The sequence below is a fragment of the Myroides phaeus genome, from assembly GCF_009799805.1.
GTDB lineage: Bacteria > Bacteroidota > Bacteroidia > Flavobacteriales > Flavobacteriaceae > Flavobacterium > Flavobacterium phaeum_A.
Genome location: NZ_CP047050.1, coordinates 2,915,894 through 2,942,784 on the forward strand (window position 1 = coordinate 2,915,894; position 26,891 = coordinate 2,942,784).

Consider the following 26,891-nt stretch of genomic DNA (forward strand, 5'->3'; position numbering starts at 1 on the left):
AAAGTTCGTGTTGGCGGACAGTGTATTGCTCCGAAAACCCGCACTACGCTTATACTTGACCGTTACCTGCAAGCTGTGAACCAAAAATCCGACAAAATAAAATGGTTGAAACATTGATAAAAACATTGCAACAAAAATATCTTATCAAAACAAACACAATTTCTAAACAAAAAGGTGGTTGGGCTTCTTTGGCTTATAAAATAGAAGATGAAAACGAGCATTTTTATTTTTTAAAAGTTTATGAAAAAAGTCGAAAATCAACTTCTTATTTAACGGAACACATCGACCTTTATCTTCCCATTGTGGATTGGCTTGATAATCAAACTCTGCTGAAAGGAAAAATCATTCGATTGATTAAAACGCAATCTGATGATTTTAGGTGCGAAGATGAAAATTATATATATGTTTTGTTTGATTACATTAAAGGAGAAACAGTTGGAGAAAAAAATTTAACCAAAGAACAAATAACTCAATTAGCCGAAATTGTCAGTCAGTTACATCATTTAAAAAAAACTCCTTTTGACCTTTCGCAGATTTCTGAAACATTTGACCTTTCGTTTATTTCTAAACTAAACAATTGGATAGAAAAAAACCTTGACCAACTAAAAACGGAAATCAAAACGGTACTGCAACCTAATCTTTCAATTATAAAAAATCAAATCAACGAATGGTATAATTTATCAAATGCTTTAAAGGAAAAAGATTTAAAATATTGTTTATGTCATACAGATATTCATCATTGGAATCTTATCACAGACAAACAAAAATTATATCTTTTGGATTGGGAAGGAATAAAGTTTGCACCACCCGAAGCCGATATTTTCAGCATTTATCAGCAACCTTATTTTGATTTGTTTATCAAAAGATATTATGAACTCAATCCTGATTATCAAATCAATGAAACGGTTTTACAATATTATCTGACAAGTAGAAAACTTCAAGATATTTTTGAGTTTATCGAACAATTACAATTTGACGAACTCAATTCGGAAGAATACAAAATCAACTTAAACTATCTGAAAAAAGAAGTTGATAACATAATATCCAAACCTAAAAACACAGCCAGCAGGTAACAAGGGTTTTGCAAGAGCGGGGCGAAAATACTCCGTTGGAGATTTTCGCTATATTTGTAGCTTAGTGCTTCGGTCGAGATTTTCTGCTGAAAATCCCCGCCCTCGCAAAGCCCCAAACCGTTATGGTAAAGTGTGGCGAATGCAGACTCGGCTTAACCTGCTGGCTTTCTATGGAGTGCCTTGCATTCTCGGTTCGCCCGTGCAACCCTCACCAATAATCGCCACACCTATCCCATAACATTGCATTGGCATAATGCCTTTGCAAATATCGTTATTATTTTAAAGAACTGTTATGGCACTACGCCAATGCTTTGCCGTTATGTGCCATTTTTGAATGACAATGCGAATAGATACAGACAAACAAATGAATTTACTTAGTGATAAGAACGTTGCAATAATTGGTGGTGGACCCGTTGGACTGACTATGGCAAAATTATTACAGCAAAACGGCATAGACGTTTCAGTTTACGAAAGAGACAACGACCGAGAGGCAAGAATTTTTGGTGGAACCCTTGACCTACACAAAGGTTCAGGTCAGGAAGCAATGAAAAAAGCGGGATTGTTACAAACTTATTATGACTTAGCCTTACCAATGGGTGTAAATATTGCTGATGAAAAAGGCAATATTTTATCCACAAAAAATGTAAAGCCCGAAAATCGATTTGACAATCCTGAAATAAACAGAAATGACTTAAGGGCTATCTTGTTGAATAGTTTAGAAAACGACACGGTTATTTGGGATAGAAAACTTGTTATGCTTGAACCTGGTAAGAAGAAGTGGACACTAACTTTTGAGAATAAACCGAGTGAAACAGCAGATTTGGTTATTCTTGCCAATGGCGGGATGTCCAAGGTAAGAAAATTTGTTACCGACACGGAAGTTGAAGAAACAGGTACTTTCAATATACAAGCCGATATTCATCAACCAGAGATAAACTGTCCTGGATTTTTTCAGCTATGCAATGGAAACCGGCTAATGGCATCTCACCAAGGTAATTTATTATTTGCTAACCCCAATAATAATGGTGCATTGCATTTTGGAATAAGTTTTAAAACACCTGATGAATGGAAAAACCAAACGCAGGTAGATTTTCAAAACAGAAATAGTGTCGTTGATTTTCTTCTGAAAGAATTTTCCGATTGGGACGAACGCTACAAAGAATTGATTCATACGACGTTGTCATTTGTAGGATTGGCTACACGGATATTTCCTTTAGAAAAGCCTTGGAAAAGCAAGCGCCCATTACCCATAACAATGATTGGGGATGCCGCACATTTGATGCCGCCTTTTGCAGGGCAGGGAGTAAATAGTGGGTTGGTGGATGCCTTGATATTGTCTGATAATCTAGCCGATGGAAAATTTAATAGCATTGAAGAGGCTGTTAAAAATTATGAACAGCAAATGTTTATCTATGGCAAAGAAGCACAAGAAGAATCAACTCAAAACGAAATTGAAATGTTTAAACCCGACTTTACGTTTCAGCAATTGTTAAATGTATAAAATGGAATAAAACGGCACATAACAAACAAATTGGCAATAGAGCCGGTGAAGTACTTCTATTGAACTTTTGTGCAATGTTGAAGATTAGTAATTCTATTCAACATTTGTGCTAAAAGTCGGCTCCATCGCCAATTTGCCAAACGTTGTACGACATAGTAAAACCGAACCAAACAAAATGAAAGTCAGAGAAGAAAAGTTAAGAACAATTATAGAATGGTCGGAGAAAAACGAAGATGTAAGAGTTCTTCTTCTGACAAGTTCACTTGTAAATCCTTTAGCACTTGTTGACGAATTTAGTGATTTAGACATTGAACTTATATTCGAAAATAACGCCAAATATATTTCAGACAATACTTGGACAGAAAATTTTGGAAATCCAATTGCAATGGTTGAAGAAGACGAAACCTATTTCGAAGGTAAACACGCTATGAAAATGGTTTTATATGCTGACTATGTCAAAGTAGATTTCAAATTATACAGCAAACCCGAATTTTTACTTGACGCAAAAAAAAATGAATTACACGAAGATTGGGATATTGGCTATAAAGTTTTGGTGGATAAAGAAGGGCTAACAAATAGTCTAAAAAAGCCTACTCACCAGATTTTTATAATAAAAAAACCTACAGAAAAAAAATTCAAACAAGTTTTAAATGACTTTTGGTGGGACATTGCTCATACCGCAAAATGTATTATTAGGGATGACTTGTTTTATACAAAGTTTATGACTGAAAATAATATCCGAACAGACTATTTAATCCCTTTAATCGAATGGTACATTTCAAGCGAACATAATTGGAATATTACAACCAATAAATACGGCAGACTTTTTAAAAAATACCTGACTACCGATTTGTGGGAAACAATAGAACAAACATTTTCAGGAAGTAAAAAAAATGATAATTGGGATGCTTTATTTGCAATGGCTGATTTAGTTTCAAAAATTGGAACTGAATTATCGAAAAAACTAAATTATGATTATCCCAAAAAATTAGAAAAAGACATACGAAAATATTTGGACGAATTAAAAACTAAATAAATAACTACGTCGTACAACAAGGTATTGCCAAAAGCGGGGCTGAACGACTTCGATTGGACATTTGTGCAAGGTTCAACATTCGTCCTTCGTTTGAACTTTTGCGCTAAAAATCCCCGCCTTCGGCAATACCCAAACCGTTAGTAAATCTTTTAAAATATTGTGAACCTATTCCAACAAAGTTATTCCATAAAATTTTGAGCCTTCAAAGCTCTAAAAATTTTACGGAAATAACTTTGATAAACACTTTTCAATTATTGCTTTTGACTCCACTCTTTGAAAGATTTAGCTGTCCTTGGATTTTTGTTAAAAAACTGATTTACATTTTCTAATTGATTTATTAATTGCCCCTTTTCTTTTTCTAAACGCTCATACTCCGATTTCTCAATAGTATTCTTAACAGCTAAATACATTGAAAAACCTGTTGTTAAAAGTAAAAAGATGTTCAATACAATCAAGTAGAATAACCTCTTTGAGCTAACAGCCTTGTGAACCTTCAAAAGCTCCTCATTATTTTTTGTTATCTCTCGATGAAATTGATCGAAGTCATTCTGTAAGCGTTGTCTTTGTTCTTTTTCTATCTGTCGAAGTTCAGCAACATTTACTGTTACTTTGATGTTACTTAATTCTTTGATGGTATCTAAATGAGTTTTTTTACTTTGTTTTATCGTGTGTTCTAATTGTATGACTTGCTGAAGTAATAGTTCTGTCATATCAGTGAGTTTAGGTTGGTTCTTTGCCATTGTTTATCTTTTTAGTGCTCTTCGTTTACGTTTTTTTTGTTCATCATCTTCATCGTTACCACTAAGTTGAAAAGCAGATAACAAACTAAATAAAACAGACACATCTGTTTTCCAATTCTGCATTTGTGGTTCGATTGCTTCTTGCTTAGTTAATAGTTTTTCTACTTCATTCTTTGACTCTGTGCTTGCTGTATTTTTAAATAAATCATTCAACTTCATATTTCGGTCAACTTCACTTGCTTTTAGGTTTGTATTAGTTGGTAAATGAATAAAGCGATATCCTTGAATATTCCCCTGTTTATTAATAGTTGGTTTAACCTCAATATCTTTTTCAAGCATTAATCGAATGTATTGTTGTAAATCTTTTGGTTCCTGTCTTAAAACTTCCCTATGAGCTGTTTTGATAGTGTTTTTAGCTATTAAGTTTGTGTTGTTAGCTCTTTGTTTCTTATTCTCGTTTTCTTGTCTTATAGACGTCCAACCGTATTTAAGTGCTATTTCGTGAGCAACTCTTTGAGCTTCAAAACCAATGTAATTATCTTTTAGAGCTTTGCCATTTTCATCTATGCGATTGGCGATGATATGAATATGTTTATGCTCTTTTTCTGTATGAACAAAAGCAATGAATTGAGCTTTGGTAGGATCGATTTGTAAACCAAGTAAAAACTCAACGGCTAATGCTCGTAAATCTCTATCGCTCATCTTTTGACTATCTACAATAGTTGGAGATATAACAGCCGATATTGTGTTGTTTTTACATCTGCTGTTTTGATTTTGTAGTATCTGCATCGTTTGAAACATATCTTTCGGAGTATCCCCCGAAAGATTGTTTCTTAATAGCTCATATCCCTTTTTATCATCAATTACGTAATTGAATAATGCTGTGCCACCAACACAAGATTTTGCTTTAGCTATCATAATTACAGTAGTTTTTGTAAGTGAGTCCGAATTAGATTAGCTGTTTCAATAGTGTGTTCTTTAACTCCTGTTGTATCACCAAGCTTAAAAAGGTTGCTTATTCGCCTAAAATTATCTGTGTATTTGTTCAGTAATTTGTAAACTTCAACTTCATCAGGAGTTAATTTATACGCTAAAGAATAGTCAAGTGCGGTGTTTCGGATGTACTCCGAAACGCTACAACCTACTTTTTCTGCTTTGTTTTTTATGATTAGAGCCTCTGTAAGAGTTACTCTAAATTCTATCTTCTTTGTTTTTTTCATCGTCTTACCCATTTTGCGACCTTCGGGAGAAAAACGAGTGGTCTTTGGTTGTCAAATTTCCAATTTGTAAGGACAAAGACACATCTCGATAATTCTCACGTCAAATCATTGCGGTTAATAGTTAGTAAATAATCATTCAAATCTTTGTGATTCTCGTACAGTTTTCGTCCATCAACAACGTTTGTATAGGTCTGAGCTACTTTTTGAAAGGCACTTTCTCCAGCTTTATCATTGTCGAAACAACAAATAATACTTTCATACTTTAATTCTTTGTACAAAGTATTATTGATACTTTTATCCATTTGTACATTGATACATTTATACAATTCCCCATTTGTACATTTGTACAAATAATTATTTGGTGTTTTAATTATTGTATTATTCAACATTGATACGGAATTAAGAATCAAATAATCATATTGCTTTTCTGCATTTGGATAAAGGGTTAAAAAGCTGATGTAATCACTCCAAGATTCAAACAAGACAATATGTTTACTTTTGTTATCAAAGTAGGTTACTGCCTTTTTTCCAAGACACATTTTTATATACACGTTTCTTAGTTCGAAACCATTTATGGTGGTATTGGGAAAACCAACAGCGTAATATGATTTGTTGTTTAGAGTATAGTGTACTTCCTTACAATAAGTTTGAGCCATTTTAAGGCTAAGATTACGCTCAGTGATATATTGTATCAAGTTTGGATGTGTTAATGGCTTAATCGCTTGAATTGTATATGTTGGTTCTTGAATAATGTTAGAACTCACAATAATTGGCTGATGAAAAGAAAAAGAATCGTTTTTGAGCAATTCTAAAGCTGATTTAATATCGCAATTATTGTACTTCATCACAAAATCAAGTGTTGTTCCACCAAAACCAGCAGAATGGTCATAAAACACGTTTTTATCAATATTCACTTTAAATGATGCTGTTTTTTCCTCTCTAAATGGACTTATATACCACCAATCAACTCTCATTATTTTGGTTGGGGTATGACCTAACTTTTTAAGTAAGTCTGTTAGGCTAATTTGTTTAGCTAATTCACAATTCATACGTTTTGAAATAGTCGGGTTAAAAATCTGTTTTTTTTTGATGCAATGATGCAGAAAGGTGTTAATCAATTGTATTTCAATAAAATACTCTGCATCACTCTTGCATCACTGCATCAAACTCATTTTGTTTCTTGCATCACTCTTGCATCAAACTTGACGTGTTTTTAGTTTGATGCAAACTTTGATGCAGTATAACTTGTTAATAAACAATAGTTTAATCTATTCTTGCATCATTGCATCAAATATTTTATAGAATAAATCTTTTTTAATGATGTAGTAACGTCCTCTACGTTCTATTTTAACAAATTCTCCATGAGATAAAAGCTCTATTCCTTGATAAGATTTTGTGTTGTTTTGTGGTTCAAAATCCCATTTCTTTAAAATCTTTCTTATTTCACTAGCAGATATTATTAGTTTTGGGTTTGTCTTGCGTAATAACAAGAGTAAATCATTGGGAGCTACGCAAATTTCATCCTCGGCAACCTTTTCAAAGCACAGGTTTAAAAGTTCTAAAAGTGAAATCTCTATTTTGTTTTTACTAATTAGCTTTAAAAGGGAAGCTGTAAGTATCTGTTTAGGTGTAAACCACATTCGGGTTTGTTGCGTGGTGTAATAAGGTCGTAGAAGTAAGTATTTGATGAAATAAGGAACTTCACTTGTTAGCTTCTTGATAAAGTGAACGTCTTCTGATTCAATAGGTTTAATCTTTCGAATCCAAAAACGTATTTCTTCTTCGTCTATTTGAATGAAATCATCCTCATTGTTAGAGCAAAGAATAAACTTGGCGAAAAACTCTATTTCCTGTCTGTCTTTTCCCTTTGCTTCAACTTTGTCTTTGTCAGTAGTAGAAAGGTACTTTAAACGCTCTGTAATCTCTTTCTTATCAAAGAATACTTCGTCTATGGCAACTAATAACATACTTGCCCAATCAGCGTTAAATTGAGAACCAAAAGAATCTCCTTTGATATAAGTCATATTGAGTCCAAAGATATTTTTAAGCCATTTAATAAAAGAGCTTTTTCCTGTTGCACGTTCTTTACTAACAAGGCACAATATTGGTAAGGTTTGCGTTGGCTTCTCATACAATAGCTTTAGATAGTCTAAACCATATTCGTATTGTTCACTTCCGAATATGTGCTTTACAAAGTGTAGTGAGTTTGGAATCAATTGTTCTAATTCATTTAAGTTAAAATCTTCTTCTATTGGTTTCATATTTAATTCATTATAGGTATTAAAAAAATTTTCTACGATTGGTTGATAGTTAAGATGGTCTGGAATACAGCAAAAGCCATCTAATTTTAAGACGTTCTCTAAGTAGGACTTTCCGTGATCTGATACAATCGTTTCACGAGTCCAACGCACCATTACTTTAACTTTATCACCTGATATCAAAGGTTTTTCGATGATTTTAAAGTAAGCAGTTCCTACTCGGATATAGGGTATATCTAAGCTCATATTTACTTGTGTTTTAATAATCCTTATCTTTATACGATAAGAGTTGAGTTATACTTTAATTGGATATTAAGGGACGATTTGCACAAGTTGTCCCTTTTATTTTTTAGCGAATAGTTCTAATGCCAAGTCAGCATCGACTATAATTTTTCTACCTCTTTGGATAATCGCTTTTTTGATATGACCTTCTTTCTTGATTTTATTAGCAGTGGTAATACTGCACCCAAGTAGGTCTGCTATACCACGTATTCCGTAAACATAACGCTTTGTAGATTGTTGCGTTTCTTGCGAAGTATTGAGTTCTTTAAAATCCTTTATAGATACTGTTTGTAATAACTGTAATAGTTCTTCTCCTGTCATTTGCCAAACTGGCTTTTCTTTTAATTCGCTTATATACATAGTTTTAGTTTTTAAATTATACGATTTTGTGATGTTCGAACAATTCAAAACTACGATGTGTGTAAGGTGGAGAGGGGGTGGAAAAACACACTTTATTGCACAAAAAAACCACTTTAGTAAAATTCTAAAGTGGTTCAAAGGTGGATTTATAAATTTTAAAGGCTTTTATAGTACTTTATTGTTTAAAAGCTGAATCAATGAGATTGCGATACTCTTTTAATGTATCATTGGCACTGCTACCTGTTATGTGTTTATACTTAGAGTCATAAGTTGCTTTCTTAATCTTAAATTCTTTTAATATTTGAGCAAACCACTTTTTCTTTAAACTTTTGTTTTCTATGTTATTATGTAAGCAATGAATTACATAAAAGAAAGTGTATAGAAAATCCTCTTTGATTTTTATTTTATTCACTGTATGTAAGATATTTATCTCTCTATAAAAATCATATTCTGATATATCTTCAATAAATTGATTGTTTACTATACTATGTAGTTTACTAATAAGTCCCATTGAAAATATAGGCTTGTCATTAATAAAAAGATAATCATTGTCATACATTTCATAGTCCTTAAAATTTGATTTCACATCTTTTAAAAGCCTTTTACTATGATTATATATCTCTTGGTGGTAGTCGTAGTTTAAAAAACCTATCTCTTTGTAAAAACTTGATTCAAAGTAGGTTTTACGTTCAGGCAATTCCGTTTCTCTATACAATTCCATTGTTAAATCATTATCTGACAAACTATTTTTATTTCTTTCTCGGTATTTCTTTAACCGAAGTCCATCTCTATCAAGATTAGTGAAGAAATCAGAATTTTTTTCATACAACTTAATTATTGTCTCCAAATTTTCTCTAACAATAGATAAAATTTCTTTTCTTTCTTGTGTGTCTTTTGCAGAATCAATTCGGTCTTTAAAATCAAACATTAAGATATTAATCATATATTGTCTATAAATATCTTGGGAATCGAAATTAAACGAATTTCCTGATGTGTTTAATTCTTTTTCCCACATCACTATTGTGTTATCAGTCATAAATCTTGTTAATTCTAATTGGGCATCTACTGTATTCATATCATATCAAATTTAGTCATTGCATTCGCTTTAATCGTATCAGCTACATCAATATAAGGCTTCATTGATTTGTAGTCTGAATGTCCTGTCCATTTCATTACAACCTGTACAGGTATCCCCAATGATAAAGCGGTACAGATAAATGTTCTTCGCCCTACGTGAGTGCTTAAATGTTCGTATTTGGGTTTTACTTCATCTATTCTTTCATTGCCTACATAGTAGGTTTCTCTAATCGGTTCGTTAATCTCTGCTAACTCTCCAAGTTCTTTTATGTAGTCATTCATCTTTTGATTAGAAATAACAGGTAGAGCCTTTCCTTTTTCAAAAGGTACATCTTTGTACTTCTCTAATATTGCTCTACTGTGTTTGTTTAATTCAACTCTCAGCATATCATTTGTCTTTTTGGTAACAAACTCAATAGCATCATTTTTAATGTCGTGTCTTGTTAGGCTAAAGGCATCTGAATAGCGAAGTCCTGTATAGCAACAGAAAAGCAATACATCACGTACACGTTCTAAGTACGACTTTGTGCCTAAATCCGTTGATTTAATCTGTTCGATTTCCTCTTGAGTTAAAAAGATTATCTTTTTAGATGTTTCCTTTAGTTTTGGTTTAAACTCTTCAAAATTATAGGTAATTGTATAATTGTTGTTTTTACACCACTTCAAAAACCACTTTACAAAACTAATTTGCTTTTCGATGGTGCTATTACGCATCTGTTTTTCAATGCGTAAAAATGAAACGTAGTCTAATAACGTCTTTTCGTTAATATCAGTAAACTGAAAATTGCTTTTGAAAGAAAAAAGATGTGAACGAACAGTATTAAACTTGGTGTAAGTAGCAGTTGTCCAATCATTGCGTTTACCACTACTTTTTACAAACTCGTCAAAAGCTGTAAAGAGATTCTTTTCTGTTGCTGATATGGTTTGTTTATCTGAGTAGCGTTTTATTTCATCTTTTAAGAGTTCAAAAGAAGGTACTTCGTTTTTCAATTCATACTCTTTAAAGATTCTATCAATCGTAGTAGATAGCTCCTGTATTGCTGTATTGATTTCGGAAGAGCTTTGTTTTAGCTTATTGGTACACCCATTGCGTACCTTTTCTTTTGCTTCATCCCATTTAGAAGCATCAATGCGGTAGCCTGTAAAGAGTTCTACACGGCCACCATTATATACCACTCTTGCACGAATTGGAACGTTCTCTGTGATTAATACACCATCTTTCTTTCTCTTTTCAATAGCAATAGTTATCTTTCTTTTTATAGTCATAGTTATTTGTAATAGCACCCAAATATACACCCAATTTTGATACTATCATATAGTATTTTAAGGTATTTAATCGACTTAATAAAAACATAACTACCAATAAATCAAAATAATAGTATTTTATCACACTCTATTTATATATGGGTTATATTCCCTCTTTCTCCGCAAATAAAACCGATAACGAGAGTTATCGGTTTTTTTATTTTATATAGTTGCTGAAAGCCTTACTTCCATTATAGCTTTTTAAGACACCTCCATAAGCTTATGGTTTTCTTTGAGTCAAAATATCCTCATTGGGATATGTAATCTCTCGCGCTTAACTTTATCAATAACAGCCTATTCTTTTTTAAAGGGACATCTATAAAAACGGTTATCAATAGAATTATTAGTGAAATCTGTTGAAAATTTTATCTTTACAAAAAAAATAGAATGAATATGAGAAAAACTTTATACGTTTTACTGTTCTCTTTCTTGGCATTGGGAATGAGTAGTTGTAAAGAGCAAGAAGCTACTGAAAAATTTGAAATAGAGAATTTAGTAGGAACATGGGAATTATCATCGACTAAGACATACGATAGAGAAGCAAAATTTATAGAACAAATTTTCCCTTCAGATGATTATGGATGTGGACTGATGACTTGGACCTATACGAAAGATAAAATAGATATCCTTCAATTCGTAGGTAAAGACGAAAATGGTAATTGCCTTGAGGAAATAGTTGGCTTAAATTATACTCTTCAAAATAATAACATCAGTACTTTAGATGAGTTGGGCATAGAAGATAAGATGCTTATAACGAATTTAACTAATGACGAATTAGTTGTTATGGTCTCATTGCCTAATCCAGTAAAAGAAGATGCTAATTCTATTAAATATACTGAAATTAGCTATAAAAGAATTAAGTAATAAGGTGTCTGTAAAAGACAAGCCTTCTTCATAAAAAACCGATAACATATGTTATCGTTTTTTTTGTATCAACTTACTCCCTACCGATATGTTATCTCTGTTTATAAATTAAACGAAAGCAGTATTGTATAATTTATGAAATATAATATTTTTACGGAAAAAATGTTTGTACAAACAAACTATATCCCTTTTACCAAATACAATAAATCAAATGAGAAATACAATAGCTTTTATCCTTGTTTTGTTTTTCACAACTGTTTTTTCACAAGAAAAAATAAATGTAATTCTGATAGGAACAGTACATTTTAACAACCCTGGTTTTGATCGTGGAAAAGTAATTGACATCGATATTCTAAACTCTTCTAAACAAGAGGATTTAGAAAAAATTACTAATAAAATTGTACAAAAATACAATCCTGATAAAGTGTTTGTAGAATCGTCATATGAAAACAGAGAAAACCTGAATAAACAATACTTGTTGTATGTAGACAATAAACCCTTTTATAACTTAGATAGTATCCAAAAAAACTTCTTTAAACGATATTATTCGGAGAATGAGATTTTTCAACTTGGATTCAGACTTGCAAAAAAATCAAAAAACAATGCTATATATTCTATTGATTATAATTTAGAGCAACGCTATGATTTAATAGAATCTGAAACAAACAAGAATACACAAATAGACCCTACATCTTTTTCTAATAGAATTAAAACTCTAAGTGACTTTACTAATAATTGTGTTGCAAAAAATAGTTTATCCGACGTTTTTGTCTGTATAAACTCTAAAGAACAAAGAGAATTGAACAAAGGAGCCTATATATCAATTCTAAATCGTTTAAACAACGATGATACGTTCTTTGGCTCTGATTTTGTTGCAAGCTGGTACAAACGCAATTTAATAATGTATTCTTATGTACAAAATCAAGTTTCAATTGGAGATAAAAATATCGTAATTATTGTAGGAGCAGGACATGCAGCTATGTTTTATGATTTTATAAAAAATGATTCTAATTTTAATCTTATCGATTTTAATGAAGTAATGGAGTAAATACATACTTTCTAAACTTAAAATAACAATTACATCAATTTACATAATACTTTTTTTGAAAAAAACCACTCAAATAACCTACTAAAAATCAACACATAAGCATATAACGTGGTTTTTATTTTAAAAATAATGCTTTTAATTGTTGTATATTAAATAATATTATTCGACTTTTGCACTCGCAATCACAAACAAAACGTGTGTAAGCATGCTCGAGTGGTGGAAGTGGTAGACACGCTGGACTTAAAATCCAGTGAGCAGTAATGTTCGTGCGGGTTCAAGTCCCGCCTCGAGTACAAAAAGGAGAATTGATACAATATCAATTCTCCTTTTTTATTTTGTAGTAATTTGACTTCTTTTGGCTCAATAGCATACCATGAGATCTATATATAAAAATTGACTTAATCTACAATACACCTTACCTTCCTCCTCTTTTAGTACCCTTTTACATTAACAACGAATGTTAGCTCTACGATAATCCCTAATCATCTCAATATACAACTCAGTTTTCGTAATTGTTCTTCTATATACTTACCCGTACTTATAAGTGAAAGTAACACTAATAAAATTCCCAAAAACAAGTAGGCACAAAAAAGCCTCACAGTTTACACTTATGAGGCTTTTGATATTTTTAATACAATTTATGTCGTTTAAGTACCTTTTGGTAATCGCTCTGAGCCTTTAAACACACTTCTAACAAACGTTCTCTCGATATAGGCCACTCTTCTATTCCTTTAAAGTATTCGTCTCTCATTTCTTCTTCTATGAAAAACGGTACAAGTTGATTAGCTAAGCATTCCTTATAAAGAATCAAACGTGCTATTCGCCCATTACAATCCTGAAAAGGTCGTATGCTTTCAAACTGATAAAGAAGCTCCACAATATCTTCTATTGTCTTAACTTCTATACTCTGATAATGTACAAACACGCTACGCATACGTTCTTCAACCTCTTCTGGTGAACAAGCGATGTGAGTATCGGTATCATTTGACACCTGTTTGTACTTTCCTACGTTAAACCAAGGTTTTCCATTGTCAGATGTTCCTACTTTTAAACGAGCGTGTAACTTCTTTGTTGACTCTTCTGTCAGTACCTGTTCTGCATTTTCAATTATCATATCAATACAACGAAAGTGATTCGCTGTTTCAATAACATCATCAACATTTACACATCCACGAGTAGTACCAACAGTATTAGTTTCAAAAATATGACGCGTTTGATCTCGAGTTAATTCAGTTCCCTTAATACGATTAGAATTATAAGTAAACTCCACCTGAGTACGGTGGTAAATACCCTTTTTCAATCCCTTTCCCTTCTGCTCTTGCAGTACTTCAAGCAGGGATTTCTTAATGGCTTCCGCTCTACTACTTTTCAATAACACTGCATCAGCAGGAATACTCCAAGCTCTTCCTTTTTTAAAAGCGCCTTCAATTTTACCAGCTGTACAGTGATTTCTAACTGTCGTTTCTGATACTCCCTGCTGTTGTGCAAATTCTTTTACTGAAATATAAATCATAGTCCCCACGTATTTTCACATTGTTTGCAAATATACTTATTTCCCTTGCCTTAGTACAACATTTATTAGCCCTATCCCCCACTACAAACCAAATTAACACGTAGTTAACTAAACATCAAAACAATACAACTAAACTTTGTTTTTATAATGTATTTATAACAGCTAAAATAAGTTGAATTTATTTTTTACTAATTCCGTCTTGGTGATGTAAAACAAAAAAATAATAAACATACCTTTGCGGCTATGAATAAAGCAGAAATACTTCAAAACTTAAATATTACAGCGTTAAACGAAATGCAAACAAAGGCATTTAACGCTGCTCAAAAAAAGAATAACATTATCTTATTGTCACCTACTGGGTCAGGTAAAACAGTGGCTTTTCTTATGCCTCTTATCAACCGTTTAGACCCTAATGTAAAAGGTGTTCAAGCAGTTATTCTTGTTCCTTCACGCGAATTAGCATTACAGATAGAAACTGTTTTTAAAAAAATGGGAACAGCGTTTAAAATCAACGCTTGCTACGGTGGACATTCTACAAGAACTGAACTAAACAATTTTAGTACACCTCCTGCTGTATTAGTTGGTACACCTGGTCGTGTGGCATTTCACGTTGAAGAAGGTTCTTTTAATACTGAAACGGTTAAAAGTTACGTAATCGACGAATTTGATAAGGCTTTAGAGATGGGATTCCAAGATGATATGGACTACATCATCAACTCTTTTGACAATATTAACTTTAGAATGCTGACTTCTGCTACGGCTTTGAAGAAAATTCCTGATTTCACAGGTATCGAAGACCCTGAGCGTATTCACTTTTTAAAATCTGAAGAAGCTAAACCAGACTTAACTTTTAGTCAGGTTATTTCTACTGCTGAAGAGAAATTAGAGACTGTAATTAAATTAGTTGGTAAAATTGGAAAAGACACTATTCTTATTTTCTGTAACCATAGAGATGCAGTAGCGAGAATTAGCGAAACGTTGACTAAAAAAGGGGTTGCTAATGGTGCTTTTCACGGTGGTTTGTTACAAGAAGAACGCGAGCGCGCTTTAATGATGTTTAGAAATGGTAGTTGTCATATTCTAATTGCCACAGATTTAGCTGCACGCGGATTAGATATTCCGGAAATAGGACACGTAATTCACTACCAAATTCCAGAAAAAGAAGATGCGTTTATCCACAGAAATGGTCGTACTGCTCGTATGAAAGCTTCTGGTAAAGCATACGTTATGGTTACAAATGATGAAAAGTTTAGTTTCATCGATCCTGAATTGCCGATTGAAAACTTAGAAGGGAAGTATAAAATAGACAACCAAACTGACTTTAAAACTATTTATATCAGTGCTGGTAAAAAAGACAAGGTAAACAAGGTAGACATCGTTGGTTTTTTAATTAAAACAGGTGGTTTAAACAAAGAGAATATTGGTTTAATTGACGTGAGGGATAAGCAAGCTTTTGTAGCTGTAAGCACTCATAAAATAAAACCTTTATTAGCTAAATTAGAAGATACTAAGCTAAAAAATAAAAAAGTGAAGATTGCTCTTGCTAAAGAGTAACCAAAAAAACAAGGGCTGTTACGTTATGTTACAGCCCTTGGTTTTTTCTAAATCTTTTCAAAATACACATCAAAGCTTTTATTATGTGATCCTAAGTTTTTAATCTCATAAGTAATTGCATCTATTTGTTTCAATGAAAAATTGAAATAATCCTCACTTCCTATAGTTTCATTTGTTTTCCAATCGGTACAGGCTAAAACATTCGGAAATGAAATAATCCATTCAGCAGAAAAAGCACGAGCACCAGAAGGTATTTCTTTAATACTAAATTCAGCAGGTCTATCTCTTGCTATACCGTTCAAAAAAATCAATGCACCTAAATTAACTTGAAATGTAGCAATCATTCTTCTGTTACAAGGATTTACTATTGTTAAGATTAAATTGGTAGATGAATAATCACCTTCGTTCTTAACTTGAGCAACTTGATTAGACATAATTCTAACATTCTTAACTGTTTCTATATTTTGTCCATAAACATTTTTAGATAATTTATTTACCACTCCTGTTGAGTTTTTCACTAATAAAAAAACATCATCATTTTCACGTGCATAATTAATTTCACGAATACGCATTGTTCCGTTAACATCTAATGATTCAGTTGGTAATTTCACACCTATTCCTATAGCGTGATTTTGTGCAAATATGGTATGACCTACTAAAATGCACAATATATATATGTAAAATTTCTTCATATAATATTCTTTTATTGTTATGAAATTTTCTGAAATATAACTGTGTATCTTCTTGACACATTTCCATTATTAGTAATCTTATATTGATGTGCACCTACTTTCTCAAAAGTAAAGTCAAATTGTGAACCATCTCCTCCATCTCCACATCCAATCACATTTGGAAATTTCACAATATAGCTTGCTGACGCATCAAAAGCTGCTGAATGAGGAATAGGTACAACTGAAAAAGTTGCTGCTTTATCACGTGCAATTCCGTTTATAAACAACATTGCTCCAAGGTTAGTTTGAAAAGAACTAATCATCGTTCTTCTACAATTGTTTACAGAAATAATAACAATGTTAGCTACCTGATAACCATAAGTATTCGTTACTATAGATGAATTACCAGACGCTATAGTTGCAGTTACTTCTTCTCTTTTAATTTCAAGATCTGTCTTTTTCAACTTCTTGACAACTCCTTTGTTGTCTGTAACCAATAAATCAAAATTATCACTTGATTTCATTTCTGTTGTCGTCCGAATACGTGCTCTCCCGTTTACATCTAACATTTCTGTGGGTAATTCTACATTAATCCCGACTTGCCCAAAAGAATTTAATGCTAATAAAAAACCTGCTACTAATAAATTACTCTTTATCATAAAAATACATTTTAAACAAAAATATATTTTTGCAATAATAACTATACAAATAATTAATTAAAAATAATAATATTACATATTTAACAATAAACAAACAAAAAACACCACAACACAGCAAAAAAAAACAAATCAACAAAAACAGTAAATAAAAACAAAACGAAATCTTTTAAGATAATTATTTAAAATAAACACAACATAAAATCAATAATATTAAATAAAATTGATTGATTATTTCTAATTTAATAAAAAAGGCTGTTACGTTATGTAACAGCCCTTGTTTTTTTCTAATATCTATTTATAAAACAAAAAACTCCTACTAAAAAGTAGGAGTTTTTCTGTTTTATTATTTAGAAGCCTCTAAAGAAGCTTTTCTAAACTCTTTTAAAAGTTTCTCAATAGATAAAGAAGCTTTACGAGCTCTTGTTCCAGCCGCTTTGTTTCCATTTTCCATTTGTAAGTTAGCATCTTGTGTGAATGCTTCAAACTCTGCGCTGATTTTCTCCATTAATTCTTTCATGGTAATTTTTACTTTTAATAGTTAAAGGTGCAAAAATAGAATTTAATATTAAAAACAACGGCTTTACAAGAAAAAAACAACACCACATACCCCAAAATATATAGGGTTTACAGTAGTTTACAGGTTATTTCGACCAATTATATAATCATTCTAAATTCATCAACTTAAAAAGTATCAAGATAACACAAAGAATAAATTTTAAAGAAACAAGATTATAGCAATAAAAAAGAACCAAACTATCTCAATAATTTGGTTCTTTTTTTCCTGTATTACATCTTTACAATAACAGTAATTCACTAAGCGATTATTTGTGAATCTTACTCATTTCTTCCTCAGAAATACATAGATATGACGCTAAATCTTCAGGAGAAATATCTTTCATACAATTTTGGTAACGTTCAAGCAATGCTTTATAGTATTCTATAGATGTCAACTTAAGCAAGTCAACTTTTCGTTGTAACATAAAGTTTAGTAACTCTCCCGTAAATATATTCATAACCCGATGCATTTGAGGAGATATCTCATAAAGTTCATTTACATCGTGCTGTGTTATCATAAATAACTCGCAGTCGGTTGCAGCTTGAACATTAAAATCACATGGTTTCTGTAATGTAAACGATAAATTAGATAATGAAAAAGTATGTGGCATACAAAACCAAAATGTTTTCTCACGATCATACTTATCATTTATCCAACAACGAAGTATTCCATCATTTACAAAATATATGTTGTGTTCTATTTCACCTTCTTTTACAAGAAAATCTCCTTTCTTGATTTTTATTGGCTTGAAATATCCCTCAAACAATAATCTGTCTCCAACTGTTAAATTAATATCTTTTAAATCTAATCTATTTAACAAATCATCTATTATCATCTTTAGTAGAATTATTAATTATATTAACACAAAATTACGTGTTTTATGCACAAAAAATCCTAACAAAAGTCATTATAGCTCTTTAAACATCTTCTTCTTTAAACTTATAAGTACATTTAATCTAACAAAAAACACTAACACATTATTAAACCCTTGCTTTTACCTCGTTACATCTAAGTAAAGTCACTATTTACATCTAATCTTTAAGGTTAGTTTAAAAATAAAAAAAAGAGATTATAAATTAATCTCTTTTCCTTCTGACAGTCTATCTATATTATTAACAGCAATTGTAACTCCATTTAAAGAAGTGTCTGCTAATAAAACAGTAGAGCCATATTTTTTAATTGGAGAAACATATCTTTTAGTAAAACGGTTATCAGCATTGACAACCCAAACAAACGATCTCCCATCTGATTCAACACCTACAGCATTACTTGAAATCTCTATTATATCTTTATAAACAGCAACTAATGATACTTTATTATCAATTGTATCGTCAGTAAAGAATTTTAAACTTTCCCAAATAGGCATATAATGTTTAATATAGACTCTTTCTTGGATACTACTTGTTTGCAAATCAAATGGAATACTCTGTCCATCTTTTCCTACAAAAGAACCCTTTACTATTGCTTTATCTGCAGCTATCTTCCATTGTTCTAAATCAGTTGCATTTAAATCAAAATAAACATCATAAGAAACTATTTTAAATAAAGAACTATTACTTGTGACATCATCTCCCATTTTTAAAGATAAATTCTTAACAAGACCTGCTTTTGCAGCTCTTATCACAATACGTTCAAATTTATTCTGACCTGAAGCAATTTTACTCTCAACTTCTTGATATTCTCTTAATATATCATCATATTTATTTTGTTGTTTTGCTTGTGCACTCGAATCCTTATTCTCTGCCTTAGTAATTTTTGTCTGAGCACTTTCTAATTTAGACTTTAATGATTCAAATTTTCTCAGTTCTTTTTTTAATTCTGATTCACTTAAAACTGCTGTATTTTCAACTTCTATTCCCACAATTGGTTGACCTGCAGTTACAACTTGTCCATCTCTGACAAATACTGTAACAATACGTCCTCTTTTAGCCAATTTCTCAATTCTTGATTCAGTAATTTTTACTTTAGCATCATACTCTTTTGCATAAGTATGATACTTGGTAGTTAATTTAGCAGTTGAAACAGCATCTAAAGAAACCTCTTCTACTATTTCCACCATCACTTCTTCTGATTGATCAGTAGTAGCTACATCATCTTTATCAACAACCTTATCTATCTCTTTTGTTTCTACAATTTTAGTAGTCGTTTCGCCTTTATTCATACCGTAATATCCTACCCATACCAAGAAAAGTATGCTTAAAATAGTCATTACTACCTGTTGAATTCTTATTTTATTTTTCTTCATTTGTCAATTTAGCTGATAATACAGCCTTACTTTCTTTAATTAAAAAACGACTTTTAACATTATTAAATATGTTGGTCGAAAATTACAAAAAAACCAATAATATACCAATATATTCTACTGTCGTCCAAAGGTATCCTCTTTCAAACAACTATGAATAAAAAAAGAGGATTAGTTATAACAAACTAATCCCCTGGTAAACAAGAAAACAACAATCTCTTTTTTATTCAATGAATTTTTCAAACGACTTTTCTAACAATATCACGATTTGTAAAGAAGGCTTCATTAATTCTTTTATAATTCTATTTTCATCTTTAAAAGCATACGTAACACTTATATCTAAATCTTCTAATAATTCTTCCAGACTATCTATATCACAATAAAGTTCCTCTTCAATAGAAACTATTTCACCTTTATGTTCTCCAACTAAAATCTCACCAATCAATGACATTCCTTTTCTTGCAAAGAAAAAAATATATGGAGAAAATATACTCTCTTCATTTAATTCGATAATATTAGAAATACAAAAAACTACTTGCTGTCGATGTGAAATTGTATCACATAAACGTTCTCTATTACTCAAGCTTTCATTTGCCAGTAAGTATCTATAGCAATCTTCAGAAAACTTATACTCTCTCTGTAATTGAGCTATATGTTTACTGTTTAAAACATCAATTCCTAAATCTATTAAGAATTGACTTCGGCATAAAACATCCATAATTTTTACTATTTGATTATAATAAATCTAATGAATTACACAACATTAACCTATATATATATAAAACATAACAATTTGATAACATTAACATTAGTTTACAATTCCTACAAAACTTAAAAAACACTAATTTAATACAACTCTCTTTTACCTCTTATCATTCTCTAACTGTAGATTAAATTACTCTAATGTTCAATTTCACATAAACAATTGGCTTAATTTTGGATTAATCAACAAAATAAATTAGTACTTATCTCTTATCTCAAAATATTATAAAACGAGCTATTGAACTAAGTATTACTTATTAAAGTAGAAACTTATTCTATAAAAAATGAAAATACGCGATAGACTCTCTTTTCAATTTTCTGGATTATTCACCATCTTATTATCTGGTGTTCTTGTTGCTGTATATATTTTAGTAAATTCACATTGGAAGAATGATTTTTATAAGCAATTAGAAAACAGAGCTTTTACTGTTGGTGATAATTACTTAGCTGAAGACAATTTTACACCAGCTGAATTTGCTGAAGTACTTCGCAATTTTCCACGCACATTACCACACGAAACTATTCGAATTTACACTACAGACTTTGAACCTATGTTTATTGATGAGGGTAACGTAAAATGGGATCAAGAAACACTAAATCAAGTTATTGAAAAAAATAAAGTTTACTTTAAAAAAGACGAACAACAAGTTGTAGGAATATTTTACAACGACAATTCAGGAGACTTTATAGTGATGGCTAAAGCTACAAACGAAACAGGAATTGCCGCCTTAAAGCAATTGAGAACGGTTATGTTTACCTCTTTACTAATCGCTTTACTCATTACATTCTGGTTATCAAGATATTTTGCTGGCTATTTTCTACGTCCAATTACACGAATCAACAAACATATACAACAAAAACAATTGCCTAATTTGTTTCAGCCTATTTCAACTGCAGGAATGTCAAAAGATGAAATACGAACATTAAGCGAAACGATAAATAACTTATTTCATCGTTTACAAGAATCATTTGACAATCAACAAGCATTTATTGCCCATGCTTCGCACGAACTTAAAACACCTATTGCATCATTATTAGGCAATGCTGAAATAGCCTTAATGAATACGCGTACACAAGAAGAATATACAAAAGTACTACAACAAGTTATTAATGAATCACTGCATATGGACCAAATGGTAAACAACCTATTAACTTTATCGCAACTTGATAGTACTGCATATCCTTTAGAAAAAAATAAATTTGAAGAATTTTGGTGGTCTATGTTAGATCAATTTGTAGTATTACAACCGAGTTTAAATTTTAATTTATTAATAGAAAACAAAGAAGATTTACAGGAATTATACTTTAAAGGTAATACGACACTACTTGAATTAGCACTATCTAATATAATATTTAATGCAAGTAAATTTTCTCATAACCAATTAATTGATATCACTCTTAAAACAGAAGAGAACAATATTTTAATAATTGTAAAGGATAAAGGAATTGGTATTAAAAAAGAAGACATTGAAAAACTAACTATACCTTTCTTTAGGTCGAGCAATGCTTTTGCTATAGAAGGAACAGGATTAGGGTTATCACTTACATCTAAGATTATTAAACTTCATAAAGGTAAGCTTCAAATTGTATCAGAAATACACTGTGGAACAACAGTTTATATTAATATTCCAAGATGTATCTAACACATTTAAAAATAAAAATAGCAGGCCCCCACCTGCTATTTTTTTTAGAAACAAACTAACCGCTATACTTGTTTTTATACTTAGACTAATGTCTTATATATACCTACAAATACAACATACATTAATTCCCCAATCAATGTGTCTTTATATATTATGCATTTAATTCTAATGCAGAACGTAATTCACTAATTATATCTCGCTTTAAATGTTCTGGATGAACAATCTTCACGAATTTACCATACTTTAAAATTTCTCTTTTTAACTCATTATTTGGTCGAACGCGTAAAGTTACTAATAATCGACCATCTTCTGCACAATTATTTAATGTTTGAGAGTGATGCAAGGGTGATTTACGAATACAACTTTCTTGACTATTACAGAATGACAACACAACTTGCTCTAAATCAGAATCTGTATAATCAAACCCAACTATTTCTTTGTATGTATCCTTAATCAATCCTCCATTTGCCTTAAACTTATCTTTAAGAATTATTGTCTCAGATGTTTTATCTAATTCATATGAAATTAAATCTTTACCGACATAACCAATAACATACCAGTGCCCTCTATATTGTTTAAAAAACAAAGGAGATAATATTACTGCTCTACATTCACCTTTAATTTCATTATTGTATTTAAATGATATCTTGTGAAAAGAAGTCATTGCTTTAAAGAAAACACAGAAGCTATCAATTGATACTAAACTACCCTTATTTTCACGATCAATAAAATGAGCTAACTCAAACTTAGATTTATTTGCTGAATTTAAAATATCTGCGGTTACAATGCCTTTCAAATAAGTAAGAACTGTATTTGCATTATCTTCTGCATCCTCTGCAATATAATAACCTTTTTTCTTCGTATCCAACTTAATCAAAATACCAAATTCTGATTTTAGTTCTTTTAAAGCCCGATATAAAGTTCGTTCACTGATATCAATATCAAATTCTTTTAGATAATCTAATAGTAATTCACGTGATGGAAATTGATTTTGTTTTAAATAGTTTAATACTAAAAAATAGTAGCGGAGCTTTTTCATTGCTTATCCAATTATTATACTTTTACTCATTGCGTTTTTTATTACATCAGTTATTATTCTCTAACATACATTATAATTAACGCACTTATAATTGGGACACAAAGATATTATAGTCTACTAATAATTAGTCGTTTTTTTTGGTGAACAAAGGCTTTTATTGAGTGAATATCTTTTTTTATTCTATAATTTTAATTGTGTTTTTTATAAATAAATAAACATTAGTTAATTATTTAGCATAAAAAACACAGTATTTACATAGTAAAACACACTGATACAAAAACAACAAACACCATTGTACGTTAGTTAACATTTTTAACTAATTATAAGCAAATCCAAAAAAGAAATTTATCACAGCATACCACCAACATTAAAATATATAACTGATATTAGATTCCCTTTATAAAAATGAGTAGTTCCTAACGCCCCTAAACTAATGTATATTCAAACTAACTAATCATTTCATTTTTCAGATTAGAAAAATTATAAAACTCACAAATAATTAGAAAAAAAAAGACGCTCTCCTTTTTAAAAAAAGAGCGTCATAGGGACTTTTAGAATCACTTTAATGCTAAATATTTGAGTCAAAGATAAACTTGTTTTACATCGGAAAAATGTAAATAATTTAAACCTAACTCTTTTCTGAGTAAACAACAGATTTGTTATAATAAGTACAACTTTAACTATATTTATTCATATTTCTAAACTACTCTCTTTTTCAACAACACTCTTATCTCCATAAAAAAAGGCCCAGATTACTCCGAGCCTCCATTCAAGTATAATTTATTTATTCATGCATTATTTTAAAAAAATACCGTTTTCCTTTATTTCAATCTGTTGTTGTTTATATAAAGTACCTACAGCTTTTTTAAATGTCTTTTTACTCATGTTTAAAACAGTTTTAATGTCTTCTGGGTGACTTGCATCTGTCAGTCCTAAAAAGCCATTATTACTCTCTAATTCTTTTAGAATCTGTGTAGCACTATCAAGTACTCCATCAAACCCTACTTTTGTTCTCGTTACATCTATTTTTCCATCAGGGCGAATAGATTTAATATAACCGATAATACGATCTCCGGTTCTCATTTCTTCAAAAACCTCATTCTTGTACATTAGTCCTGCATGCTTCTCATTAATAATTACATTGATTCCTAAATCTGTAATGTGAGATACAACTAACTCTACTTCTTCTCCTTCTTGAACAGTAATTTCTTTATTATCTACAAACTGTCTTAATTTACTTGAACCTACTAAACGATTTGTTTTCTCGTCTAAGTACATATAAATTAAATATCTATTACCTTCTTTCATTGGACGAGCTTGTTCTCTAAATGGAACAAATAGATCTTTCTCTAATCCCATATCCATAAAAGCTCCAAAATCATTGATATAGTTTACTTTTAATAAAGCAAACTCATTCAAATATATATAAGGCTCTAAAGTAGTAGCTACTGGTCGTTCTTCTTGATCTAAATAAACAAAAACAATAAGTTCGTCTCCTATCTCATATTTCTTAGGTACATACTTATTAGGTAATAAGACATCCTTCTCACCATCTGTCAAATAAAGACCTACACTCGTTTCACGTGCAATCTTTAACGTATTATCATCACCAATTTTTATCATCTTATAATGTATTTGCAATATCTAATTGAATTTATTTTAACTCTAAATCAAATATTTCTCTTAATAATTCTATTTCTGGATTAATCTCACTTAGATGTTGATACTTGTCTTTCGAATCAAATACTTTCTTAGCTATTTTAATCTCTTCGTTAACTGTAATATTAATCTCGATTCCGTAGTTGTTTAGTCTCTTTCTTAAATAATTTACTAACTCGTACTTATTCTCGTCAAAACTTAATTTAGAACCGTGGTTAGGTAATTCCAATTCTATAATATAGCCATTCAAACGCGGTTTAGTCATTCCCATTAATGAAGCCATTAACATTAAACCTGAACGAATTAAACGCTCTGAAAAGCTATTCCACTCCACCATCATTCGATCATAGTGAAAATGATCTTTAGGTAAGTCTTCCGGATTAACAACGTGCTTTTCTAAAGAAGAAGCCATCTCTTTCCTTGCACGAATACTTGACAAGGACAAAGCAGACACTTTTCGTGCCCCACCATTAGCACCTGTATCGTGTTGATTCGGTTGTAAAGACGGTTGCCCTTGCTCTACATTTCCCTGAATTGGCTGCTGTGCCATATGCTGTTGCACTTGTACAACTGGAGCTGTATTGTGACTTACTAAATCCGTAGTTTGGTTATATGCACCATCTGTTTGCCCTCCTCCTACTGAAACAGGCTGATTAACAACAGTATGATTATCTATCGGAGCAACATTGCCAAGCAATTGCTTCAATAAATCTGCAGGTATTATATATTGTTTATCTTTTTTTTTTCGCCTTCAAAAGTTAAAGACGCTAACTGCATTAAACACAATTCTACTAATAATCGTTGGTTTTGACTTGATTTATATTTCAAATCACAGTCATTTGCTATTTCAATGGCATTTAACAATAAAGGCATTGATGTCTGTTGCGACTGGTTGTAAAACAATTGTTTTCCATGATCACCAATCTCTAACAAATTAATCGTTTCCGGTGTTTTACACACCATCAAATCTCTAAAATGAGATGCTAAACCAGACACAAAATGATGTCCGTCAAAACCTTTTGCCAAAATGTCGTCAAACGCTAATAATAACGCAGGTATATTATTTTGTAAAATATAATCTGTAATTCTAATATAATATTCAAAGTCTAATACATTCAAATTCTCAGCTACTGCTTGACGAGTTAAGTTTCTACCGCAATAAGACACTACTCTGTCAAAAATAGATAGTGCATCACGCATAGCCCCGTCAGCCTTCTGTGCTATGATACGAAGTGCATCATCTTCATAAGTAATTCCTTGACTTCGCGCTACAAGTGCCAAATGATTAGCAGCATCAGCAATAGTAATTCTCTTGAAGTCAAATATTTGACATCTCGATAATATAGTCGGAATAATCTTATGTTTTTCTGTAGTTGCTAAGATAAATATAGCATGACGTGGCGGCTCCTCTAATGTTTTTAAAAACGCATTAAAAGCTGCTGATGATAGCATATGCACCTCATCTATGATATATACCTTATACTTTCCAGTTTGTGGTGGTATACGAACTTGATCAATCAAATTACGAATATCATCCACTGAGTTATTTGAAGCAGCATCTAACTCAAATACGTTAAAAGCAAAGTCTTCATTTGGATTATCATACCCTTCTTGGTTAATCTTTCTCGCCAAAATACGCGCACATGTCGTCTTCCCCACTCCTCTCGGACCAGTGAATAACAAAGCCTGAGCTAAGTGATTGCTTTCAATTGCATTCACTAATGTACTCGTGATAGCTTGTTGTCCAACCACGTCATTAAAAGTTTGAGGTCTGTATTTACGGGCAGATACGATGAATTGTTCCATAGATATAATATTAGCGCAAAGGT

The 26,891-nt window shown here is 31.2% G+C and carries 26 protein-coding genes and 1 tRNA gene; 8 read left to right on the top strand and 19 right to left on the bottom strand.

Annotated features, from left to right (window positions below; translation table 11 throughout):
* The first annotated feature begins 101 nt into the window (after positions 1-101).
* From GQS07_RS12920 to GQS07_RS12930, 3 genes are all read left to right on the top strand, one after another.
* Positions 102-1,073 (top strand): phosphotransferase, encoded by a 972-nt coding sequence (locus GQS07_RS12920; protein WP_158211183.1) that lies wholly within the window; start codon positions 102-104, stop codon positions 1,071-1,073.
* 334 nt (positions 1,074-1,407) lie between these two features.
* Complete coding sequence (locus tag GQS07_RS12925; protein ID WP_008651082.1) at positions 1,408-2,574, top strand: tetracycline-inactivating monooxygenase Tet(X2); 1,167 nt, start codon at positions 1,408-1,410, stop codon at positions 2,572-2,574.
* 175 nt (positions 2,575-2,749) lie between these two features.
* Positions 2,750-3,610, top strand: a complete 861-nt coding sequence (locus GQS07_RS12930; RefSeq protein ID WP_158211184.1) for an AadS family aminoglycoside 6-adenylyltransferase — start codon at positions 2,750-2,752, stop codon at positions 3,608-3,610.
* A 251-nt stretch (positions 3,611-3,861) separates the two neighbouring features.
* On the opposite strand, the gene GQS07_RS12935 is transcribed toward GQS07_RS12930, so the two are convergent.
* From GQS07_RS12935 to GQS07_RS12970, 8 genes are all read right to left on the bottom strand, one after another.
* Positions 3,862-4,350, bottom strand: a complete 489-nt coding sequence (locus GQS07_RS12935; RefSeq protein WP_006260877.1) for a hypothetical protein — start codon at positions 4,348-4,350, stop codon at positions 3,862-3,864.
* A 3-nt stretch (positions 4,351-4,353) separates the two neighbouring features.
* Positions 4,354-5,268 carry a relaxase/mobilization nuclease domain-containing protein gene (locus GQS07_RS12940; RefSeq protein WP_006260876.1) on the bottom strand — a complete coding sequence of 305 codons (915 nt, stop codon included), beginning with the start codon at positions 5,266-5,268 and terminating at the stop codon, positions 4,354-4,356.
* A 2-nt stretch (positions 5,269-5,270) separates the two neighbouring features.
* A complete protein-coding gene (locus tag GQS07_RS12945; RefSeq protein ID WP_006260875.1) occupies positions 5,271-5,570 on the bottom strand; it encodes a plasmid mobilization protein in 300 nt (99 codons plus the stop codon).
* 95 nt (positions 5,571-5,665) lie between these two features.
* Complete coding sequence (locus GQS07_RS12950) at positions 5,666-6,619, bottom strand: toprim domain-containing protein (RefSeq protein WP_158210463.1); 954 nt, start codon at positions 6,617-6,619, stop codon at positions 5,666-5,668.
* A gap of 219 nt (positions 6,620-6,838) precedes the next feature.
* A complete protein-coding gene (locus GQS07_RS12955; RefSeq protein ID WP_006260873.1) occupies positions 6,839-8,074 on the bottom strand; it encodes a primase-helicase family protein in 1,236 nt (411 codons plus the stop codon).
* 96 nt (positions 8,075-8,170) lie between these two features.
* Entirely contained in the window at positions 8,171-8,470 is a 300-nt protein-coding gene (locus tag GQS07_RS12960; RefSeq protein WP_006260872.1) for a DUF3853 family protein, read from the bottom strand.
* Positions 8,471-8,645: 175 nt separating this feature from the next.
* Positions 8,646-9,545, bottom strand: a complete 900-nt coding sequence (locus GQS07_RS12965) for a hypothetical protein (RefSeq protein WP_006260870.1) — start codon at positions 9,543-9,545, stop codon at positions 8,646-8,648.
* On the bottom strand, positions 9,542-10,813 hold the full coding sequence (locus tag GQS07_RS12970; RefSeq protein ID WP_006260869.1) for a site-specific integrase: 1,272 nt from the start codon (positions 10,811-10,813) through the stop codon (positions 9,542-9,544). The genes GQS07_RS12965 and GQS07_RS12970 overlap by 4 nt, the downstream gene beginning before the upstream one ends.
* Positions 10,814-11,245: 432 nt before the next feature.
* On the opposite strand from GQS07_RS12970, the gene GQS07_RS12975 reads away from it, so the two are divergent.
* The 3 genes from GQS07_RS12975 to GQS07_RS12985 all read left to right on the top strand — a co-directional run bounded on the left by GQS07_RS12975 (position 11,246) and on the right by GQS07_RS12985 (position 13,057).
* A complete protein-coding gene (locus GQS07_RS12975; RefSeq protein WP_158211185.1) occupies positions 11,246-11,716 on the top strand; it encodes a lipocalin family protein in 471 nt (156 codons plus the stop codon).
* Positions 11,717-11,927: 211 nt separating this feature from the next.
* Complete coding sequence (locus GQS07_RS12980) at positions 11,928-12,764, top strand: DUF5694 domain-containing protein (protein ID WP_158211186.1); 837 nt, start codon at positions 11,928-11,930, stop codon at positions 12,762-12,764.
* 207 nt (positions 12,765-12,971) lie between these two features.
* Positions 12,972-13,057: transfer RNA gene (locus GQS07_RS12985), tRNA-Leu, on the top strand.
* Between the two features lie 335 nt (positions 13,058-13,392).
* Here the strand turns inward: GQS07_RS12985 and GQS07_RS12990 are convergent.
* Positions 13,393-14,277 carry a Fic family protein gene (locus GQS07_RS12990; protein ID WP_158211187.1) on the bottom strand — a complete coding sequence of 295 codons (885 nt, stop codon included), beginning with the start codon at positions 14,275-14,277 and terminating at the stop codon, positions 13,393-13,395.
* 243 nt (positions 14,278-14,520) lie between these two features.
* Here GQS07_RS12990 and GQS07_RS12995 point away from each other — a divergent pair, with 243 nt between their 5' ends.
* Positions 14,521-15,831, top strand: a complete 1,311-nt coding sequence (locus tag GQS07_RS12995; protein WP_158211188.1) for a DEAD/DEAH box helicase — start codon at positions 14,521-14,523, stop codon at positions 15,829-15,831.
* 47 nt (positions 15,832-15,878) lie between these two features.
* Here the strand turns inward: GQS07_RS12995 and GQS07_RS13000 are convergent, their stop codons facing one another.
* The 6 genes from GQS07_RS13000 to GQS07_RS13025 all read right to left on the bottom strand — a co-directional run bounded on the left by GQS07_RS13000 (position 15,879) and on the right by GQS07_RS13025 (position 20,677).
* Positions 15,879-16,523: a hypothetical protein gene (locus GQS07_RS13000; RefSeq protein WP_158211189.1), complete on the bottom strand. Its 645-nt coding sequence runs from the start codon at positions 16,521-16,523 to the stop codon at positions 15,879-15,881.
* A 17-nt stretch (positions 16,524-16,540) separates the two neighbouring features.
* Positions 16,541-17,161, bottom strand: coding sequence for a hypothetical protein (locus GQS07_RS13005; protein WP_158211190.1), 621 nt, complete (start codon positions 17,159-17,161; stop codon positions 16,541-16,543).
* Positions 17,162-17,504: 343 nt separating this feature from the next.
* On the bottom strand, positions 17,505-17,678 hold the full coding sequence (locus GQS07_RS13010) for a histone H1 (RefSeq protein WP_090410203.1): 174 nt from the start codon (positions 17,676-17,678) through the stop codon (positions 17,505-17,507).
* A 304-nt stretch (positions 17,679-17,982) separates the two neighbouring features.
* Entirely contained in the window at positions 17,983-18,552 is a 570-nt protein-coding gene (locus GQS07_RS13015) for a Crp/Fnr family transcriptional regulator (RefSeq protein ID WP_158211191.1), read from the bottom strand.
* A 234-nt stretch (positions 18,553-18,786) separates the two neighbouring features.
* Complete coding sequence (locus tag GQS07_RS13020) at positions 18,787-19,962, bottom strand: efflux RND transporter periplasmic adaptor subunit (RefSeq protein WP_158211192.1); 1,176 nt, start codon at positions 19,960-19,962, stop codon at positions 18,787-18,789.
* Positions 19,963-20,182: 220 nt separating this feature from the next.
* The gene (locus GQS07_RS13025) at positions 20,183-20,677 is read right to left on the bottom strand and encodes a hypothetical protein (protein ID WP_158211193.1); all 495 of its coding nucleotides are present in this window, start codon (positions 20,675-20,677) and stop codon (positions 20,183-20,185) included.
* 328 nt (positions 20,678-21,005) lie between these two features.
* On the opposite strand from GQS07_RS13025, the gene GQS07_RS13030 reads away from it, so the two are divergent.
* Positions 21,006-22,364, top strand: a complete 1,359-nt coding sequence (locus GQS07_RS13030) for a sensor histidine kinase (protein ID WP_158211194.1) — start codon at positions 21,006-21,008, stop codon at positions 22,362-22,364.
* Positions 22,365-22,515: 151 nt separating this feature from the next.
* Here GQS07_RS13030 and GQS07_RS13035 read toward each other — a convergent pair whose 3' ends face one another.
* From GQS07_RS13035 to dnaX, 4 genes are all read right to left on the bottom strand, one after another.
* Complete coding sequence (locus GQS07_RS13035; protein WP_158211195.1) at positions 22,516-23,403, bottom strand: helix-turn-helix transcriptional regulator; 888 nt, start codon at positions 23,401-23,403, stop codon at positions 22,516-22,518.
* 795 nt (positions 23,404-24,198) lie between these two features.
* Positions 24,199-25,026, bottom strand: a complete 828-nt coding sequence (locus tag GQS07_RS13040) for a S1 RNA-binding domain-containing protein (protein ID WP_158211196.1) — start codon at positions 25,024-25,026, stop codon at positions 24,199-24,201.
* Between the two features lie 31 nt (positions 25,027-25,057).
* Positions 25,058-25,768, bottom strand: a complete 711-nt coding sequence (locus tag GQS07_RS13045; protein WP_158211197.1) for a hypothetical protein — start codon at positions 25,766-25,768, stop codon at positions 25,058-25,060.
* Between the two features lie 14 nt (positions 25,769-25,782).
* A complete protein-coding gene (gene dnaX, locus GQS07_RS13050; protein ID WP_090410195.1) occupies positions 25,783-26,868 on the bottom strand; it encodes a DNA polymerase III subunit gamma/tau in 1,086 nt (361 codons plus the stop codon).
* Between the last annotated feature and the right edge of the window lie 23 nt (positions 26,869-26,891).

Coding starts and splice junctions, on each gene's coding strand:
- GQS07_RS12995 (WP_158211188.1), top strand. CDS start 14,521: ATGAATAAAGCAGAAATACTTCAAAACTTAAATATTACAGCGTTAAAC.
- GQS07_RS13000 (WP_158211189.1), bottom strand. CDS start 16,523: ATGAAGAAATTTTACATATATATATTGTGCATTTTAGTAGGTCATACC.
- GQS07_RS12970 (WP_006260869.1), bottom strand. CDS start 10,813: ATGACTATAAAAAGAAAGATAACTATTGCTATTGAAAAGAGAAAGAAA.
- GQS07_RS12965 (WP_006260870.1), bottom strand. CDS start 9,545: ATGAATACAGTAGATGCCCAATTAGAATTAACAAGATTTATGACTGAT.
- GQS07_RS13040 (WP_158211196.1), bottom strand. CDS start 25,026: ATGATAAAAATTGGTGATGATAATACGTTAAAGATTGCACGTGAAACG.
- GQS07_RS12940 (WP_006260876.1), bottom strand. CDS start 5,268: ATGATAGCTAAAGCAAAATCTTGTGTTGGTGGCACAGCATTATTCAAT.
- GQS07_RS13015 (WP_158211191.1), bottom strand. CDS start 18,552: ATGATAATAGATGATTTGTTAAATAGATTAGATTTAAAAGATATTAAT.
- GQS07_RS13025 (WP_158211193.1), bottom strand. CDS start 20,677: ATGGATGTTTTATGCCGAAGTCAATTCTTAATAGATTTAGGAATTGAT.
- GQS07_RS12975 (WP_158211185.1), top strand. CDS start 11,246: ATGAGAAAAACTTTATACGTTTTACTGTTCTCTTTCTTGGCATTGGGA.
- GQS07_RS13005 (WP_158211190.1), bottom strand. CDS start 17,161: ATGATAAAGAGTAATTTATTAGTAGCAGGTTTTTTATTAGCATTAAAT.
- GQS07_RS12945 (WP_006260875.1), bottom strand. CDS start 5,570: ATGAAAAAAACAAAGAAGATAGAATTTAGAGTAACTCTTACAGAGGCT.
- GQS07_RS12980 (WP_158211186.1), top strand. CDS start 11,928: ATGAGAAATACAATAGCTTTTATCCTTGTTTTGTTTTTCACAACTGTT.
- GQS07_RS12925 (WP_008651082.1), top strand. CDS start 1,408: ATGACAATGCGAATAGATACAGACAAACAAATGAATTTACTTAGTGAT.
- GQS07_RS13010 (WP_090410203.1), bottom strand. CDS start 17,678: ATGAAAGAATTAATGGAGAAAATCAGCGCAGAGTTTGAAGCATTCACA.
- GQS07_RS12990 (WP_158211187.1), bottom strand. CDS start 14,277: ATGATTTATATTTCAGTAAAAGAATTTGCACAACAGCAGGGAGTATCA.
- GQS07_RS12935 (WP_006260877.1), bottom strand. CDS start 4,350: ATGGCAAAGAACCAACCTAAACTCACTGATATGACAGAACTATTACTT.
- GQS07_RS12930 (WP_158211184.1), top strand. CDS start 2,750: ATGAAAGTCAGAGAAGAAAAGTTAAGAACAATTATAGAATGGTCGGAG.
- GQS07_RS13030 (WP_158211194.1), top strand. CDS start 21,006: ATGAAAATACGCGATAGACTCTCTTTTCAATTTTCTGGATTATTCACC.
- GQS07_RS12960 (WP_006260872.1), bottom strand. CDS start 8,470: ATGTATATAAGCGAATTAAAAGAAAAGCCAGTTTGGCAAATGACAGGA.
- GQS07_RS13020 (WP_158211192.1), bottom strand. CDS start 19,962: ATGAAGAAAAATAAAATAAGAATTCAACAGGTAGTAATGACTATTTTA.
- GQS07_RS12955 (WP_006260873.1), bottom strand. CDS start 8,074: ATGAGCTTAGATATACCCTATATCCGAGTAGGAACTGCTTACTTTAAA.
- dnaX (WP_090410195.1), bottom strand. CDS start 26,868: ATGGAACAATTCATCGTATCTGCCCGTAAATACAGACCTCAAACTTTT.
- GQS07_RS12950 (WP_158210463.1), bottom strand. CDS start 6,619: ATGAATTGTGAATTAGCTAAACAAATTAGCCTAACAGACTTACTTAAA.
- GQS07_RS12920 (WP_158211183.1), top strand. CDS start 102: ATGGTTGAAACATTGATAAAAACATTGCAACAAAAATATCTTATCAAA.
- GQS07_RS13035 (WP_158211195.1), bottom strand. CDS start 23,403: ATGAAAAAGCTCCGCTACTATTTTTTAGTATTAAACTATTTAAAACAA.